Below are 14553 nucleotides of genomic sequence, written 5' to 3'. Positions count from 1 at the left end.
GTTCCGGCGGGGCGGTCAGGAGCCCTGGATGACCTGGGTGACGCCGTTGATGATCTGCTGCACGGCGATGGCGGACAGCATCATCCCGGCGAGCCGGGTCACCAGCACGACCCCGCCGTCCTTGATGACCCGGATGATCAGCAGCGAGTAGCGCATGGCCAGCCAGAGCACGACGTGCATCGCGACGATCGCCGACCAGACCGAGATCTGGCTGCCCACGCTGTCGGCGTGCTGCACCGCCAGGATCACCGAGACGATCGCGCCGGGGCCGGCGAGCAGCGGCATGCCCAGCGGTACGAGCGCCACGTTGACGTCCTTGGTCTGCGTCGGCTCGTCGGTCTTGCCGGTCAGCAGGTCGAGCGCGATCAGCAGCAGGAGGAGTCCGCCCGCGATCATCAGGGCGGGTACGGAGACGTGCAGGTAGTCGAGGATCTGCTGGCCGAGCACACCGAAGACCGCGATCACGCCGAAGGCGACGGCGACCGCCTGGAACGCCATCCGGCGCTGCATCCTGGCGGGGCGGCCTGCGGTGAGGGCGAGGAAGATCGGGGTGATGCCCGGGGGATCCATAATCACAAAAAGCGTGAGAAAAAGGGATCCGAAGACGGCGACGTCGAACACAGTGAGCCTTGCGGGAGGAGAGAAACGAGGTGGAGGGGCGCACCGGCGAGGCCGCGGGGGCAGCCGGAGACGCGCGGATGAAACGTGTAAGTGGTCCGGGCGACGGTACGCGGGGACGGGCGGAGCCGTACTCCCCGACGTGCGCCGTTACGCGATGCGGAGTCCGCCGGCGCCCGGCACCGGGAAGGCTCCCGTGGCGCGCCGGGTGATCTCGCCGTAGATCTCGGGGTCGGTGGTGTACTCGCCGAGCCCGATGGTCTTGCGGCTGCCGTGGTAGTCGCTGGACCCGGTCGTCAGCAGCCCCAGCTCGCGGGCGAGGTCGCGCAGCCGGGCCCGGGTCGGCCCGTCGTGATCCATGTGGTCGACCTCGATGCCGTCGAGACCGGCGGCGGCGAGCCGGGCGATCGACGACTCGGGCAGCACCCGGCCGCGCTTGACGGCGGCCGGGTGGGCGAAGACGGTGACGCCCCCGGCGGCCTTGACCAGCCGGATCGCGTCGAAGGGGTCGAGTTCGTGCTTCTCGGCGTAGGCGCGTCCGCCGTCGGCGAGCCACTGCGGCGTGAAGGCGTCGGAGACGGTCTCGACGACGCCGAGCTCGACGAGCGCGGTGGCGATGTGCGGCCTGCCGACCGAGCCGTCCCCGGCGATGCCCGCGACCCGCTCCCACTCGACCGGCACGCCGAGCTCCTGGAGCTTGCCCACCATGGTGCGGGCGCGCGGCACCCGGTCGTCCCTGACCAGTTCGCGTTCGCGGGCCAGCTCGGGCTCGTCGGGGTCGAAGAGGTACGCCAGCATGTGCAGGCCCACCCCGTCCAGCCGGCAGGAGAGCTCGGCTCCGGTGACCAGCGTGAGTCCTTCGGGAAGGGCGGCGACCGCCTCGGCGTGACCGCGCACGGTGTCGTGGTCGGTGAGCGCGACGACGTCCAGCCCCGCGGCGGCGGCGTTGCGCACCAGCTCGGCGGGGGTGTCCGTGCCGTCCGAAGCGGTGGAGTGGGTGTGCAGGTCGATGCGCACGACGCGTACTCCAGTGCTCGGGGCCGGACAAGAGGGACGTTCAAGGATAACCGGCGTTCGAACACCCTCCGGCCGGGCCCGGGACGGCCCCGGCGCACGGCCCCGGCGCACGCCCCCGACGGCCCGCGCCCCGGCTCCGGCACGCCTCCGGCGACAGCCGCGGTCAGGGCGTGTCGAGCAGGCGCGGCGTGAGCGCCCCGCACGGCACGAGGTCCATCTCTCCCCCGGCCTCGCGCAGATCGGCGAGCACCAGCTCGTCGTACATCAGGAGTCCCGACTGCTCGGGCCAGACGATCGCCCAGAGCCAGAGTCCGCGCGCCTCGCCCGCGAAGACCGCGCGGTCCTCGGGGGCGCCCTTGACGTGCCAGAGCGGGGTGGGGCGACCGGCCGCGAGCATCTTGACGTCGGGCGGGCCGTCGACCTCCAGGTACGGGCCGGGGTCGGGGCCGTCGATCCCGGCGTACCGCGCGCCGAGCCCGAGCCCGAGCTCCTCGGTGACCAGCAGCAGCTCGCCGATGCCGCCGACGGGGCCGGGGCCGGAACAGGCGACGACGGTGGCGCGGCCGCCGCTGCGGTCGTCGCCCGCGCTCGCCGCCCCGGTGAACAGCCAGCCCACCGGCAGCGGCCAGGGCATCCACACCGGCACCTGGGCACGGCGCACCACCGCTCCCAGCGCTTCCACGCTGGGCGGAACGACCGGCTGCAGTGGCTGCACGCTGCCGTGCAGGGTGCACTGCCAGGTGTCGGCGAAGAGACCGGGTGCCCTGACCCGGCCTCCACACTTCGGGCAACTGGGTTCGCCCCTCATAGCGACCAACGGTCCTCCAGGACCGTCGCCGCGTCAAGCAAGATCACCCGTCCGTAGTGCGCCCCTCACCGGCAAATTTAGATGTAGCTTGCATTCATTAGTCTATCTAACTTATTCTGTGTGTACCGCAACGACCTAGTGGAGAGCGAGGAGATCCATGCAGGGAGAGGATCCGTTCGATCAGGGCGCGGGCAGCATCCTGCGCCAGCCGAAGGCCGTCTGGGCCACGGCGGGCGCCTCTGTCGTCGCGTTCATGGGAATCGGCCTGGTGGACCCGATTCTCCCGTCCATCGCCAAGGGCCTGGAGGCGACGCCCAGCCAGGTGTCCCTCCTCTTCACCTCGTACTTCCTGATCACCGCCGTGGCGATGCTCGTCACCGGCTTCGTGTCCAGCCGGATCGGCGGCCGCAGGACGCTGCTGGCCGGCCTGGCGCTCGTCGTCGTCTTCGCGGCGCTCTCCGGCACCTCCACGTCCGTCGGCGAACTCGTCGGCTTCCGGGCCGGCTGGGGACTGGGCAACGCCCTCTTCGTGTCGACCTCGCTCGCCGTGATCGTCGGCGCTGCGGCCGGCGGCAGCGCGGCGGCGATCCTGCTCTACGAGTCGGCGCTCGGCCTCGGCATGGCGTGCGGACCACTGCTCGGCGCACTGCTCGGCGACGCCAGCTGGCGCTACCCGTTCTTCGGCACGGCCGCGCTGATGGCGATCGGCTTCATCTGCATCACCGCGTTCCTGAAGGAACAGCCCAGGCCCGCCCGGAAGACCTCGCTGCTGGACCCGATCAAGGCCCTCGGCCACGGCGGTCTGGCCTCGGTCGCGGCCTCGGCGTTCTTCTACAACTACGCGTTCTTCACGATCCTGGCCTTCACCCCGTTCGTGCTGGACATGACGCCGTACAGGTCCGGCGCGGTGTTCTTCGCCTGGGGTCTGCTGCTCGCGGTCTTCTCGGTGCTCGTCGCCCCGCGGCTCCAAAAGCGCTTCGGCTCGCTGAAGGTGCTCGGCGCCTCGCTGCTGCTGCTCGCCGTCGACCTGCTGGTCCTGGGGTACGGCAACCACACCGCCGCCATCGTCTGCACGATCGTCTCCGGCGCCTTCATCGGCATGAACAACACCGTCTACACGGAGCTGGCGCTCGGCGTCTCGGACGCGCCGCGGCCGGTGGCGAGCGCGGGGTACAACTTCGTCCGCTGGTTCGCCGCTGCCGCCGCCCCGTACCTCGCCCCGAAGATCGAGGAATGGAGCGACGTCCACGTCCCGTTCGTGGTCGCCGCGGTCGCGGCCGTGGCCGGCGCGCTCGTCGTACGGGTCCGGCGCTCGGCGCTGACCCACGAGGCGGAGGCGCTGGAGCCGAAGCACGCCGCCGAGGACGGGGTCGCGGCCTTCGCCGACTGACCCGTACCGCCCCGCCCGCGGCTCCCCCTCCTGGCCGCGCGGCGGGGCTCTCCGCGCGCCGGACGGCCGGGACCCGAACCGCGGGACCGGGACACCGGGACCCGAACCGGGACCGGGGCACCGAGACGCCGGGACACCGGGACACCCGGGCCGGGGTCAGTCAAGCGGTACCGAGCCGCGCAGCGGGTCGCGCAGGTCCGTGCCGTGCGAGAGCCACCGCTCCTGGAGTTCCTGCGCGCCCCGGACCCGCTTCCACGCGGCCTCGTTGTGCGTCATCGGCAGCAGCGGCAGGAACATGACCGGGTCCATCGGCGCGTCCAGCTCCAGGTCCTCGACCAGACCGCCCGGCTCCGCGACCAGTACGGAGCTGAACGGCGCCCCCGGCCACAGCGGTTCGCCGACGTCCAGCGAGGCGCCCGGCGCCACCACCAGCCCCTCGACCTGCGGGGAGGCCGCCAGCACGGCGAGCGGGCGCAGCACCTTGTCGGTGTCGGCGAGCCCGGCGCGCACGGAGAGGACCAGCTCGGCGCGCGGCCCCTTCACCGGGTCCGCGAGGACCGCGGTCGGGTCGGCCATCGGCTGGGCGGACATGCCGAGTGTGGCGTAGCGCACCACGTCGCCGTCGACGAAGCGGAGCACCTCGATCCGGTCCGTGCCGAGAAACGTCACTGCGGCGCGCGCGTCCGGTTCACCGAGGGCCGTCAGCAACCGGGCCTCGACCAGAGCAAGAATTTCTCCCATCCCGCGAGCATAGAACGCGTATGGAACGGGCAAAGTAAAGGATTGGCCGTCAGGCGGCTGATAGTCTTGGCCGCCGGTCGGGGCAGCACGCAGAAGCGTCGCTCTCAGCCCCGACGACACGTCATCCCCCAAGGGGGACCGGCTGGAGGAGGTGGGGCTGCCATGGATCGAAGTCGACCGTGCAGTACCAACCGCTCTTCCGCATCTCACCTTCCCTCGGTGATCTGAAGCCTTCTCGGTCAAGGCCCATGGCATTGCGCACGACGGAAGAGCACTCCTTTCTTGCCTGCCTGTAGCGAACGCCGTCATCGCGCCGCTGCGGTGCCGCCCGCTTTGCGGACGTGAGCGCACGTCCCCATTCCGGGTTGTTCCGCGCGCCCGACGACGGCCCTCCGTGAAGAGGAGCCAGCCATGTCGATGATCCGCGACCTGCGCGCCGTCGTGCGCCCGTCCCTGCGCAAGAGCAACGCCCTGCACAACGCCTACGACACCACCCGTGACCCGTCCGCCTCCAGCGCGGTCGTCGACTGCGCGGTCTACCGCGACGGCCGGCGCCTGGAGCGCGGCACCTGCCGCACCCCGCACGAGGCGATGCTCGAAGTGCGGGCCGAGGGCGGCTTCGCCTGGATCGGCCTGCACGAGCCCACCGAAGAGGAATTCGCGGGCATCGCCCGGGAGTTCGGGCTGCACCCGCTCGCCGTCGAGGACGCCGTCCACGCCCACCAGCGGCCGAAGCTGGAGCGGTACGACGACACGCTCTTCACCGTCTTCAAGACCATCCACTACGTCGAGCACGCCGAACTCACCGCCACCAGCGAGGTGGTGGAGACCGGCGAGGTGATGTGCTTCACCGGCCGGGACTTCGTCATCACCGTGCGGCACGGCGGACACGGCTCGCTGCGCGCGCTGCGCCACCGGCTCCAGGACGACCCCGAACTGCTCGCCAAGGGCCCCTCCGCGGTGCTGCACTCCATCGCCGACCACGTCGTCGACGGGTACATCGCGGTGGCCGAGGCCGTCCAGGACGACATCGACGAGGTGGAGATCGAGGTCTTCTCCACCCCGGCGAAGGGCAGCCCGCGCGGCTCGGGCGCGGGCCGGATCTACCAACTGAAGCGCGAGGTGCTGGAGTTCAAGCGGGCGGTGTCGCCGCTGCTGCGGCCGATGCAGCTGCTGAGCGAGCGGCCGATGCGGCTGATCGACCCCGACATCCAGAAGTACTTCCGTGACGTCGCCGACCACCTGGCGCGGGTGCACGAGGAGGTCATCGGCTTCGACGAACTGCTGAACTCGATCCTCCAGGCCAACCTGGCGCAGGCGACCGTCGCGCAGAACGAGGACATGCGCAAGATCACGTCCTGGGCGGCCATCGTCGCCGTGCCGACGATGATCTGCGGCGTCTACGGCATGAACTTCAAGCACATGCCCGAGCTGGGATGGCGGTACGGCTACCCGATGGTGCTGGGCGTCATCGGCGTGGTCTGCTTCTCCATCCACCGCATGCTCAAGCGCAACGGCTGGCTCTGACCACCGCTCCGCCCGCCGCCCCGGTCCCGCCCCGCGGCCGATCCCATAGAGTTCGGGCATGACTGCTGCCGCCGCCGATCTGCCGCTGGGCCGGGCCCTCGTCGAGGAGGCCACCAAGAAGTCCGGCCTGATCTGGGTACGGGGCACCGGCCCCGCACGGGCGTTGTGGCACGTGTGGCACGAGGGCGCGGCGCACCTGGTCGGGGACGGCCCCGGCGAGCAGCCGTTCCCGGCCGGGCTCGGCGACGGGGCCGCCGCCGAGGTGACCGTGCGCAGCAAGGACAAGGGCGGCCGGCTGATCGCCTGGACGGCCGCGGTGACGGAGCTCGCGCCGCACTCGCCGGAATGGGAGGCCGCGGTCGCCGAGCTGAAGGGCAAGCGGCTGAACGCGCCGGACGCCGAGCGGATGACGGAACGATGGGCCCGGGAGTGCCGGGTGCTGCGGCTGACGCCCGGCGACTTCCGTACCGGGCTGCCGGACGGCTCCCTGGCCGCGGCGCCCCTGCCGACGCCCGCGACGACGCGCCGCCCGGTGCCCGCCGGGCTGCCGCGCCTGCTCCTCAAGCGCGGCCGCAAGGGCTGACCCGCGCGCCCCGCGGTTCACCCGGCCGGGGCGCCGGCCGTCAGGACGTCGTCCTGGGCAGCTGCTTCCCGTAGTCGACCGTGTCCTCCTTCTCCGGCGCCTCCAGGGTGAAGTCCTTGCCCCAGTCCGACAGCAACACGGTCCCCCCGCCGCCGCCGCGCGCGAAGCGCAGCGGGTACGCGGTGCCCTCCAGCGAGACGTCGAGCGTGCCGCCCGCGCCCTCGTCGCCCGCGATCTGGATGGTCCGGGTCGCGCCGATCTCCTTCCGGTCCCCCTTGGCGAGGGTGCCGTGCAGCGTGAGCAGACCGTCCAGCAGCGTCTTCTTGTCCGTGAAGCCGCGCAGCTGCTTGTACGTCGGGTCGTCCTGGGGCACCTTCACGTACTTGTCCCGGAGCTTGTCGGCGGCGGCCCCGCCCGCCTCGCTGTCGGCGCCGGCCCCCTCGTCGTGGCTCCAGAACCCGGCGTCCGCCTTCAGGTAGAGCTCGTCACCGACGCGCAGCAGTTCGAAGGTGCTGTTCTTCGAGACGACCGAGCCCGTGCCGCCGTCCGCCTTGAGCTGCATGTCGAGCTTGTAGGTGCCGCCCTTGCTGACCAGCGACCCGGCGAGGCGCACCGCGGGGGCGGAGTCCGCCGCCTTCTGCGCCTTCTTCTCGATCTGCACGGCGGTCAGTTTGCCGACGCCGTTGGTCCCCTCGTCCGGGTCCTCGCCGCCGCATGCCGTGAGCGCGGCGGTCAGCCCGGCGCAGAGCACCACGGCGAGGGCGGTCCGGCGTCGGGCCCGGACGGGCGGAGCGGGAGGGGTCACGGGCGCACTGCCTCTCATCTGCGTGGCGGGGGTGGCAGACCGCAGCGTACCCGTGCCGTACGGACCCTTCGGCAGGGAGCCGTACGGACGGATCCACCGCGCAGGCCCCGAGCGGTACGGGCTAGCCTGATCACGACATAACGACCGATTGACCGCCAACCGGGCCGGACGCGGAAGCCGTACCCGGAAGTCGTACCCGGAAGAAGGAGGCGCACCATGGCGGCAGGTGCCCCCCGGGTCTTCGTCTCGCACCTCTCCGGCGTCCCGGTCTTCGACCCCAACGGCGACCAGGTGGGCCGGGTCCGCGACCTGGTCGCGATGTTGCGGGTCGGCGGACGGCCGCCCCGGCTGCTCGGCCTGGTCGTCGAGGTGCTCAGCCGCCGCCGGATCTTCCTCCCGATGACCCGGGTGACGGGCGTCGAGTCCGGTCAGGTCATCACCACCGGCGTGGTCAACATGCGGCGCTTCGAACAGCGGCCCACCGAACGCCTGGTGCTCGGCGAGTTCCTCGACCGGCGGGTCCGGCTCGTGGAGACCGGCGAGGAGGTCACCGTCCTCGACGTCGCCATCCAGCAGCTGCCGGCCCGCCGCGACTGGGAGATCGACAAGTACTTCGTGCGCAAGGGCAAGGCCGGGGCGCTGCGCCGCAAGGGCGAGACCCTGACCGTCGACTGGTCGGCCGTCAGCGGGTTCTCGCTGGAGGAGGTGGGGCAGGGCGCCGAGACCCTGGTCGCCACCTTCGAGCGGCTGCGCCCGACGGACGTGGCCAACGCGCTGCACCATCTGTCGCCGAAGCGGCGGGCCGAGGTGGCCGCCGCGCTCGACGACGACCGGCTCGCCGACGTCCTTGAGGAGCTGCCCGAGGACGACCAGGTGGAGATCATCGGCAAGCTCCAGGAGGAGCGCGCCGCCGACGTCCTGGAGGCGATGGACCCGGACGACGCGGCCGACCTGCTGTCCGAGCTGCCGGAGGAGGACAAGGAGCGGCTGCTGACGCTGATGCGGCCGGACGACGCGGCCGACGTGCGGCGCCTGATGTCGTACGAGGAACGGACCGCGGGCGGTCTGATGACCACCGAGCCGATCATCCTGCGGCCGGACGCGACGATCGCCGACGCCCTCGCCCGGGTCCGGCAGGCCGACCTGTCCCCGGCGCTCGCCGCCCAGGTGTACGTGTGCCGCTCGCCCGACGAGACGCCGACCGGCAAGTACCTGGGCACCGTGCACTTCCAGCGGTTGCTGCGCGATCCGCCGTACACCCTGGTCAGCTCGGTCGTGGACAGCGATCTCGTCCCCCTCGGCCCGGACACCCCGCTGCCGGCCGTGACGAGCTACCTGGCCGCGTACAACCTGGTCTCGGTGCCCGTCGTGGACGAGAGCGGGTCGCTGCTCGGCGCGGTGACGGTGGACGACGTCCTCGACCACCTGCTGCCCGAGGACTGGCGGGAGACCGATTTCCACAGCGAGGAGGGGGTGGCCCGTGGCGGCTGAGGAACGCACGAAGACGGCACCGGTGGGCGCCTCGGGCATCGTGCGCCCGCCGCGCCACCGGCTGGACCAGCCGAAGGACCCGCGCCGGAAGGTGCTGCCCGACTACGACCCCGAGGCGTTCGGCCGGTTCTCCGAGCGGATCGCCCGTTTCCTGGGCACCGGGCGGTTCATCGTCTGGATGACGCTGGTCATCATCGTCTGGGTGCTGTGGAACGTCTTCGCGCCGCTGCCGTGGCGGTTCGACCAGTACCCGTTCATCTTCCTGACCCTGATGCTGTCGCTCCAGGCCTCGTACGCGGCGCCGCTGATCCTGCTCGCGCAGAACCGGCAGGACGACCGCGACCGGGTCACCCACGAGCAGGACCGCAAGCAGAACGAGCGCTCCATCGCGGACACCGAGTACCTCACCCGGGAGATCGCGTCGCTGCGGATGGGGCTCGGCGAGGTCGCCACCCGCGACTGGATCCGCTCCGAGCTGGAGGACCTCGTGAAGGACCTGGACGACCGGCGGACCCTGCTCCCGGCCGAAAGTGACGAAGACCGCTGATGGAGGCTACTCGCGCGTAGCGACAGGCGCCGTGACGCCTTCCCGTCGCCCACCACCACCCTCAAGGAGTGCTGCGCGCACCCGTACTATCGAGGTATGGCTACGGAAGACGCGGTGCTTGAGGCACTGGCGACAGTGAACGACCCGGAGATCCACCGCCCGATCACCGAGCTCGGCATGGTGAAATCCGTCGAGATCGGCGCTGACGGTGCGGTCGCTGTCACGGTCTATCTCACGGTCTCGGGCTGCCCGATGCGCGAGACGATCACCAAGAACGTGACGGACGCGGTCTCCCGTGTCGAGGGCGTCTCCCGGGTCGACGTCACGCTGGACGTGATGAGCGACGAGCAGCGCAAGGAGCTCGCGGCCTCGCTGCGCGGCGGCACGGCGGAGCGCGAGGTGCCGTTCGCCAAGCCCGGCTCGCTGACCAGGGTCTACGCGGTCGCGTCCGGCAAGGGCGGCGTCGGCAAGTCGTCCGTGACGGTGAACCTCGCCGCGGCGATGGCGGCCGAGGGCCTGAAGGTCGGAGTCGTGGACGCGGACATCTACGGGCACAGCGTGCCGCGGATGCTCGGCGCGGACGGGAAGCCGACCCAGGTCGAGAACATGATCATGCCGCCGTCCTCGCACGGCGTGAAGGTCATCTCCATCGGCATGTTCACCCCGGGCAACACCCCGGTGGTGTGGCGCGGCCCGATGCTCCACCGCGCGCTCCAGCAGTTCCTCGCCGACGTGTACTGGGGCGACCTGGACGTCCTGCTGCTCGACCTGCCGCCGGGCACCGGCGACATCGCGATCTCGGTGGCCCAGCTGGTGCCGAACGCCGAGATCCTGGTCGTCACGACCCCGCAGCAGGCGGCGGCCGAGGTGGCCGAGCGGGCCGGTTCGATCGCCGTGCAGACCCATCAGAAGATCGTCGGTGTCGTCGAGAACATGTCGGGCATGCCGTGTCCGCACTGCGACGAGATGGTCGACGTGTTCGGCACCGGCGGCGGCGCGAGGGTCGCCGAGGGCCTGACGAGGACGGTCGGCGCGGAGGTGCCGGTGCTCGGCTCCATCCCGATCGACGTGCGGCTGCGCGAGGGCGGCGACGAGGGCAAGCCGGTCGTCCTGTCCGACCCCGACTCCCCGGCCGGCAAGGCGCTGCGCACCATCGCGGACAAGCTGGGCGGCCGCAAGCGCGGCCTGTCGGGCATGTCGCTGGGCATCACCCCGCGCAACAAGTTCTGAGAGGTCGTTTTCATCTGACCTGCCCACTTATTGGTGGATCCTCGGAGTACTGGGGTGCGGTGCAGGCGAGGTTGTGGAGGCGGGTGAGGTTGCGGATGGGGCGGAGGGCTACGTACTCCTGTGTCATCCCAGGATGTCCGGTCTCCGCGGTCATGTGCTTCCGTCGCCATTGTTGTGCGCCTGGGCGCACCCGGTCCGGCGCGGTACGCCGGAAGCATGCCGAAGCGACGTCCGTATCCGAGTGATCTGTCCGATGCCCGCTGGGAGTTGATCGAGCCGGTCCTGACCGCGTGGCGCTTCGAGCGCCGCGGCAGGGCCCCGGCTTTTGGCCGGCCGCCCGAGCACGACCTGCACGACATCATGGACGCGATCTTGTACGTGGACCGCACCGGGGTCCAGTGGCGGTACCTCCCGCACGACTTCCCGCACTGGAACACCGTCTACGGCTACTTCTCCAAATGGGCCGACGAGGGCGTGTTCGCCCAGCTCAACGGCCTGCTCAGGCAGCTTCTACGAGAGAAGGAAGGCCGGGACACCGAGCCAACGGCCTGCGTGATCGACGCCCAGAGCGTCAAGACCTCCACCAGCGTTCCCGCCACCGGCCAGGGCATCGACGCCGGCAAGAAGATCGTCGGCAGGAAGCGAAGCATCGTCACCGACACGCTCGGCCTTCTCCTCGCCGTACTGGTGACCGCGGCCAGCGTGCAGGACTCCGTTGCCGGCACCGCGCTGCTCGACCAGGTCGCCGCCGAACATCCGCGCATCCGCAAGGTGTGGGTCGACGGCGGATACCGCCAGCACCTCGTCGAGCATGCCGCCACCCTCGGCATCGACATGGAGATCACCGCCCGCAAGCCTGGGAGCAGGGGCTTCACCCCGATCCCGAAACGGTGGACGGTCGAGCGAACCTACGGCTGGCTCATGCTCCACCGCCGCCTGGCCCGCGACTACGAAACCCTGCCCACCCGCTCCGAAGCCGTGATCCACATTGCCATGACCGACCTCATGGCCCGCCGCCTCACCCATGAGAACACCATCTCCTGGCGCGACCCGAAGAAGGCCACAGAACATCCCATCTCAGGATGAAACATCGGGCGAAAACGACCTCTGAGCCGCGGGGCGGTGGCCGGCCTCCCGCCGGTTCACCGCCCCGTACCGCTCGTACCGCTCGTACCGCTCGTACCGCTGCCTACGCGTACGACGTGATGTCGTCGATCACCGCGAAGCCCAGGCCGTAGGCGCTCATGCCCCGCCCGTACGCGCCGATGTGCACCCCGCCGGGCGCCGAACCCGCCAGCACCCAGCCGAACTCCGACTCGCGGTAGTGGAACGGCACCGGGACCCCGTCCACCGGCAGGGACAGCACCGACCAGGCGGGGCCCTCCAGGTCGTCGGCGAGGTCGAACGCCGTCTCCGTCTGCTGGCTCAGCCAGTCGTCGCGCAGGGCGTGGTCCAGCTGCGGCGGCCAGGTGCAGGCGAGCAGGCCGGACCCGGCCAGCCAGGCGGCGGAGGAGACCGTGGTCGCGTCCAGCACCCCCGTACCGTCGCCGCTGCGCCGCACCGGGCTGCTGCCCAGCGAGACGACGACGGCGAACCGCTGCTTCTCCGTGCCCGCGTCCGCCCGTACCGACGGCTCGTCGCCGTGTCCGACGGAACCGTGCTGCACCGCGCCGTCGGCGGTGGTGCCCACCTGCATCAGCCGGCGCGGCCCGGTGAAGGCCTCGTCCAGTCCGTACCAGGGGAATCCGGCCGCCAGGTAGCCGTCGACGATGCGCCGGGCCACCGGACTCCCCTCTGCGGTGACTGTGCTCGGCGCGTCTTCCGCGCCCACCCGACTCGTCGTCCCCATCTGTCCGGCCGCCTCCTCGATCCGTTGGGCCCGGAGCGGCCCGCCCCCCGACGGGCGTACTCACTTCCGGACAGATGGAGAATAGCCATACCGTCCGGACGAGCCCGGTTGGCGGGGGGTCAGGTGGCGTCGGCGTCGAAGGGCGGGTGCTTGTCCACGGCCGTCTGGTCACGCTTCTTGAGCAGGTCGGGAGCGCCCGGGGAGCCGTTGGCGGCGGTGATCGCCGGGCTGCTCGACACGCCGCTGCGCGAGTCGGCGGACTCCACGGCCGCGCTCTCCCGGCCGTTCACCGCGTCGGTGATCTCGTTCAGGTCCTTGCGCAGGTCGAAGGTCTCGCGGATCTCCTTCAGCCCCAGGTCGTCGTTGCCGTCCATGAGCTGCTTGCGGACGAACGTCTTGGGGTTGAGGTCCTCGAACTCGAAGTCCTTGAACTCCGGGCCGAGCTCCGTGCGGATGTCCTCCTTGGCGCTCTCCGAGAAGTCACGGACCTTGCGGATGAAGCGCGAGGCGTCCTGGATGACCTTGGGCAGCTTGTCCGGGCCGAAGATCAGCACGCCCAGGATCCCGAGCGTCACCAGCTCGAGTACGCCTATGTCATTGAACACCCTGTTGCTCCTCGTGTTCTCCGGGGCCGTGTCGGTCGAGGTCCGGACCCGGCCCACGGTACCCGCCGAAACTGCCGTCGCGGTAGCGCACGGGGGCTGTCACGTGCCGGTTGCCGACCCGAGGGTCAAAGAGATGGACAGGTCTTTACCACCGCGTGTCAGACCGAGGTCCAGACGGTCGCCGGGACGGTGGGCGCGGATCTTCACGATCAGTTCCTCGCCGCTGTGCACCCGGCGGCCATCCACCTCCGTGATGACGTCCCCGGGCCTGATCCCGGCCTTGGCGCCGGGTCCGCCGGGCGTCACCGCGGGGTTGCCGCCCGCGCCCTTGGTGCCGACCCGGGCGCCGTCCCCGGTGTACTTCATGTCGAGCGTGACGCCGATCACCGGGTGGGTGGCCCGGCCGGTCGCGATCAGCTCCTCGGCGACCCGCTTGCCCTGGTTGATCGGGATGGCGAAGCCGAGGCCGATGGAGCCGGCCTGGCCGCCCTCGCCCGACGAACCGCTGTCGGCGGCGCGGATGGCGCTGTTGATGCCTATGACCTGGGCCTTGCCGTCGACGAGCGGGCCACCGGAATTGCCCGGGTTGATCGGGGCGTCGGTCTGGAGCGCGTCCACGTAGCTGATGTCGCTGCCGTCGCCCTTCTCGCCGCCCGCGGTGATCGGCCGGTCCTTGGCGCTGATGATGCCGGAGGTCACCGTGTTGGACAGGTCGAAGGGGGCACCGATGGCGACCACCGGGTCGCCGACCCGCACGTTGTCGGAGTTGCCCAGCGGCAGCGGCTTGAGGCCGGAGACGCCGGTGACCTTGACCACGGCCAGGTCGTAGCCGCTGTCCTTGCCGACGATCTCGCCGCGCGCCGTCTCGCCGCCGCTGAACGTGACGGTGATGTCGCCGGACGAACCGGCCGGGGCGACGACGTGGTTGTTGGTGAGGATGTGGCCGGACTTGTCGAGGACGAAGCCGGTGCCGGTGCCGGACTCGCCGGTGCCGCTGACGTGCAGGGTGACCACGCTCGGCAGGGCGCTGGCGGCGATCCCTGCGACGCTGTCGGGGGCCCGGCCGCCACTGTCGCGGCCGGCCTGCGGCAGCTCGATCCGGGTGAGGCCGCCGTTGCGCTCGACGTAGGCCCCGATGCCGCCGCCGATGCCGCCCGCCACCAGGGCGAGCAGCACCGCGCCGACGAGGAGCGAGCCGCGCCGCTGCTTCTTGCGGCCGGTGTCGGCCCCGAGCGGCGGGCCCGGGTTGGTGGTGAGCGGCTGCCGGGGCGCGCCCCAGGGGTCGTACTGGAGCCACTGCGTCGGCTGTGCCGGCTGCGGCTGGAGCGGGGCGGGGGCCACC

Annotated in this window: 15 protein-coding genes; 7 read left to right on the top strand and 8 right to left on the bottom strand. The window is 71.2% G+C overall.

From position 1 onward, the window contains the following. Nucleotides 1-15: 15 nt before the first annotated feature. From EAO76_RS30170 to EAO76_RS30160, 3 genes are all read right to left on the bottom strand, one after another. Nucleotides 16-621, bottom strand: coding sequence for a MarC family protein (locus tag EAO76_RS30170; protein WP_148839062.1), 606 nt, complete (start codon nt 619-621; stop codon nt 16-18). A gap of 147 nt (nt 622-768) precedes the next feature. Continuing rightward, nucleotides 769-1635, bottom strand: coding sequence for a PHP domain-containing protein (locus tag EAO76_RS30165; protein ID WP_148839061.1), 867 nt, complete (start codon nt 1633-1635; stop codon nt 769-771). A 163-nt stretch (nt 1636-1798) separates the two neighbouring features. Beyond that, nucleotides 1799-2443: a DUF6758 family protein gene (locus EAO76_RS30160; protein ID WP_148839060.1), complete on the bottom strand. Its 645-nt coding sequence runs from the start codon at nt 2441-2443 to the stop codon at nt 1799-1801. A gap of 157 nt (nt 2444-2600) precedes the next feature. On the opposite strand from EAO76_RS30160, the gene EAO76_RS30155 reads away from it, so the two are divergent. Then, complete coding sequence (locus EAO76_RS30155; protein ID WP_148839059.1) at nt 2601-3833, top strand: MFS transporter; 1233 nt, start codon at nt 2601-2603, stop codon at nt 3831-3833. Between the two features lie 156 nt (nt 3834-3989). On the opposite strand, the gene EAO76_RS30150 is transcribed toward EAO76_RS30155, so the two are convergent. After that, nucleotides 3990-4574: a suppressor of fused domain protein gene (locus EAO76_RS30150; RefSeq protein WP_148839058.1), complete on the bottom strand. Its 585-nt coding sequence runs from the start codon at nt 4572-4574 to the stop codon at nt 3990-3992. 411 nt (nt 4575-4985) lie between these two features. Here EAO76_RS30150 and EAO76_RS30145 point away from each other — a divergent pair, with 411 nt between their 5' ends. Further along, nucleotides 4986-6101, top strand: a complete 1116-nt coding sequence (locus tag EAO76_RS30145; protein WP_148839057.1) for a magnesium and cobalt transport protein CorA — start codon at nt 4986-4988, stop codon at nt 6099-6101. A gap of 58 nt (nt 6102-6159) precedes the next feature. After that, nucleotides 6160-6684, top strand: coding sequence for a hypothetical protein (locus EAO76_RS30140; RefSeq protein WP_148839056.1), 525 nt, complete (start codon nt 6160-6162; stop codon nt 6682-6684). 40 nt (nt 6685-6724) lie between these two features. Here EAO76_RS30140 and EAO76_RS30135 read toward each other — a convergent pair whose 3' ends face one another. Continuing rightward, the gene (locus EAO76_RS30135; RefSeq protein WP_148839055.1) at nt 6725-7489 is read right to left on the bottom strand and encodes a hypothetical protein; all 765 of its coding nucleotides are present in this window, start codon (nt 7487-7489) and stop codon (nt 6725-6727) included. A gap of 216 nt (nt 7490-7705) precedes the next feature. On the opposite strand from EAO76_RS30135, the gene EAO76_RS30130 reads away from it, so the two are divergent. From EAO76_RS30130 to EAO76_RS30115, 4 genes are all read left to right on the top strand, one after another. Further along, nucleotides 7706-8980 carry a magnesium transporter MgtE N-terminal domain-containing protein gene (locus EAO76_RS30130; RefSeq protein WP_148839054.1) on the top strand — a complete coding sequence of 425 codons (1275 nt, stop codon included), beginning with the start codon at nt 7706-7708 and terminating at the stop codon, nt 8978-8980. Further along, nucleotides 8970-9527, top strand: coding sequence for a DUF1003 domain-containing protein (locus EAO76_RS30125; RefSeq protein WP_148839053.1), 558 nt, complete (start codon nt 8970-8972; stop codon nt 9525-9527). The genes EAO76_RS30130 and EAO76_RS30125 overlap by 11 nt, the downstream gene beginning before the upstream one ends. 96 nt (nt 9528-9623) lie before the next feature. Beyond that, a complete protein-coding gene (locus tag EAO76_RS30120) occupies nt 9624-10757 on the top strand; it encodes an Mrp/NBP35 family ATP-binding protein (protein WP_148839052.1) in 1134 nt (377 codons plus the stop codon). A gap of 216 nt (nt 10758-10973) precedes the next feature. After that, nucleotides 10974-11843, top strand: coding sequence for an IS5 family transposase (locus EAO76_RS30115; protein WP_148839051.1), 870 nt, complete (start codon nt 10974-10976; stop codon nt 11841-11843). Nucleotides 11844-11946: 103 nt separating this feature from the next. Here EAO76_RS30115 and EAO76_RS30110 read toward each other — a convergent pair whose 3' ends face one another. From EAO76_RS30110 to EAO76_RS30100, 3 genes are all read right to left on the bottom strand, one after another. After that, nucleotides 11947-12606 (bottom strand): hypothetical protein, encoded by a 660-nt coding sequence (locus tag EAO76_RS30110; RefSeq protein WP_148839050.1) that lies wholly within the window; start codon nt 12604-12606, stop codon nt 11947-11949. A gap of 119 nt (nt 12607-12725) precedes the next feature. Then, the gene (locus EAO76_RS30105; RefSeq protein ID WP_148839049.1) at nt 12726-13211 is read right to left on the bottom strand and encodes a sec-independent translocase; all 486 of its coding nucleotides are present in this window, start codon (nt 13209-13211) and stop codon (nt 12726-12728) included. Nucleotides 13212-13310: 99 nt separating this feature from the next. After that, nucleotides 13311-14553 (bottom strand): S1C family serine protease (locus EAO76_RS30100; RefSeq protein ID WP_148839048.1); only part of this gene is annotated, 1243 nt, incomplete at its 5' end.

Origin of the sequence: Streptomyces sp. sk2.1, from assembly GCF_008120935.1 — a bacterium.
GTDB lineage: Bacteria > Actinomycetota > Actinomycetes > Streptomycetales > Streptomycetaceae > Streptomyces.
Note: the sequence above shows the minus strand (reverse complement) of the source record. Positions and strands in the feature narration are given on the sequence as shown.

Coding starts and splice junctions, on each gene's coding strand:
- EAO76_RS30160 (WP_148839060.1), bottom strand. CDS start 2,443: ATGAGGGGCGAACCCAGTTGCCCGAAGTGTGGAGGCCGGGTCAGGGCA.
- EAO76_RS30155 (WP_148839059.1), top strand. CDS start 2,601: ATGCAGGGAGAGGATCCGTTCGATCAGGGCGCGGGCAGCATCCTGCGC.
- EAO76_RS30150 (WP_148839058.1), bottom strand. CDS start 4,574: ATGGGAGAAATTCTTGCTCTGGTCGAGGCCCGGTTGCTGACGGCCCTC.
- EAO76_RS30145 (WP_148839057.1), top strand. CDS start 4,986: ATGTCGATGATCCGCGACCTGCGCGCCGTCGTGCGCCCGTCCCTGCGC.
- EAO76_RS30140 (WP_148839056.1), top strand. CDS start 6,160: ATGACTGCTGCCGCCGCCGATCTGCCGCTGGGCCGGGCCCTCGTCGAG.
- EAO76_RS30130 (WP_148839054.1), top strand. CDS start 7,706: ATGGCGGCAGGTGCCCCCCGGGTCTTCGTCTCGCACCTCTCCGGCGTC.
- EAO76_RS30120 (WP_148839052.1), top strand. CDS start 9,624: ATGGCTACGGAAGACGCGGTGCTTGAGGCACTGGCGACAGTGAACGAC.
- EAO76_RS30115 (WP_148839051.1), top strand. CDS start 10,974: ATGCCGAAGCGACGTCCGTATCCGAGTGATCTGTCCGATGCCCGCTGG.
- EAO76_RS30110 (WP_148839050.1), bottom strand. CDS start 12,606: ATGGGGACGACGAGTCGGGTGGGCGCGGAAGACGCGCCGAGCACAGTC.